Below are 1,304 nucleotides of genomic sequence, written 5' to 3'. Positions count from 1 at the left end.
CAGCAACTGGAACGCGGCGACCAATGTGCCGCAGAGCTTCACGGTCACGCCGGCCACGCTGACGATCGCCGCCAACGCGCCGACCGGCGCGACGGTGGGCGCCAGCTACAGCCAGACCAACCCGGCCTCGGGCGGCGTTGCGCCCTACACCTATGCGCTGGACGCAGGTGCGTTCGTTCCGGGCACCATGCTCGATGTCGCGACCGGCACCGTCTCGGGCACGCCGACCGTCGCGGGCAGCTTCAGCTACCGGATCCGCGTGACCGACAGCCAGGGCACGCCGGTCAGCGCGATCGGCACGATCACCACGACCAACATCGCCAAGGGTGCGCAGACGATCACGTTCACTTCGACCCCGCCGACGGCGACGGTCGGGGGCGCGCCGTACATGGTCAGCGCTACGGCGAGTTCGGGTCTGCCGGTAAGCTATTTGCTTGACGGCAGCAGCACCGGTTGTGCGCTCTCGGGCACGACCGTCACCTTCACGTCGAACGGCACCTGCCGGATCAACGCCAATCAGGCGGGCGGTGCTAACTACGACGCCGCGCCGCAGGTCCAGCAGAGCTTCGCGGTCGGCGCGGCGGGTGTGGTCGGTGTTTCGATCACCTATCCCGCGTCGGTCAGCGTCGGGTCCACTGGGACGATGACGATCACCTTCACCAACCCGAACCTGTCGAGCACGCCCGCGTTCAACGCGCTGATCAACGCGCCGAGCATCGTCACCCGCGTTGTTGGCAACCCCGGGGGAAGCTGCACCGTCGGAGGTGCATCAATTCCGACCTCGACGTCGATTCAGCTGGCAGGGGTCGTGGTACCCTCGGGCAGCTGTACGGTGACGTTCAACTATGCCGGCAACACTGCCGGATCGACCTCGGGCTTCACGCTCGGCGCCTTCACGCCAAGCGGATACCCCGCCACCGCCGCCACACAGGGCAATGGCTTCGTCGTCGTCCCGACCGTTACCTCGATCTCGCCCAATTCGGGTCCGGTCAGCCAGGTCGTGACCGTTTCGGGCACCGGGTTCAGCACGACGCCGGGCAACAACATCGTTAGCTTTGGCGGGTCGGCCGGCACCGTCACTGCGGCGAGCAGCACTTCTCTCACCGTCACCGCGCCGGGGGCGGGCGTCGGCCCCGTGAGCGTTACGGTTACGGTCAACGGCCAGACATCGACCAGCAGCGCGACCTATACCTTCATCGCGAAGCCGGTTGCGGCGGACAGGAGCGGAGTGGCGGTGGCGTATAACAGCCCAGGCACCGCGATCGACCTCTCGGGGGCAATCACCGGTGGGCCGCATAGCGCAA

General features: G+C 67.3%; 1 protein-coding gene. It reads left to right on the top strand.

Annotated elements, in window-relative coordinates:
* Positions 1-1,304: IPT/TIG domain-containing protein (locus SSO01S_RS17030; protein ID WP_169798380.1), on the top strand; the 1,304-nt coding region annotated here is incomplete at both ends.

The organism is Sphingomonas soli NBRC 100801 (genome assembly GCF_001591025.1).
In the GTDB taxonomy this organism is placed as follows: domain Bacteria; phylum Pseudomonadota; class Alphaproteobacteria; order Sphingomonadales; family Sphingomonadaceae; genus Sphingomonas; species Sphingomonas soli.
The sequence above is the reverse complement of the archived record's forward strand: the minus strand, read 5'-3'. Positions and strand labels throughout refer to the sequence as shown.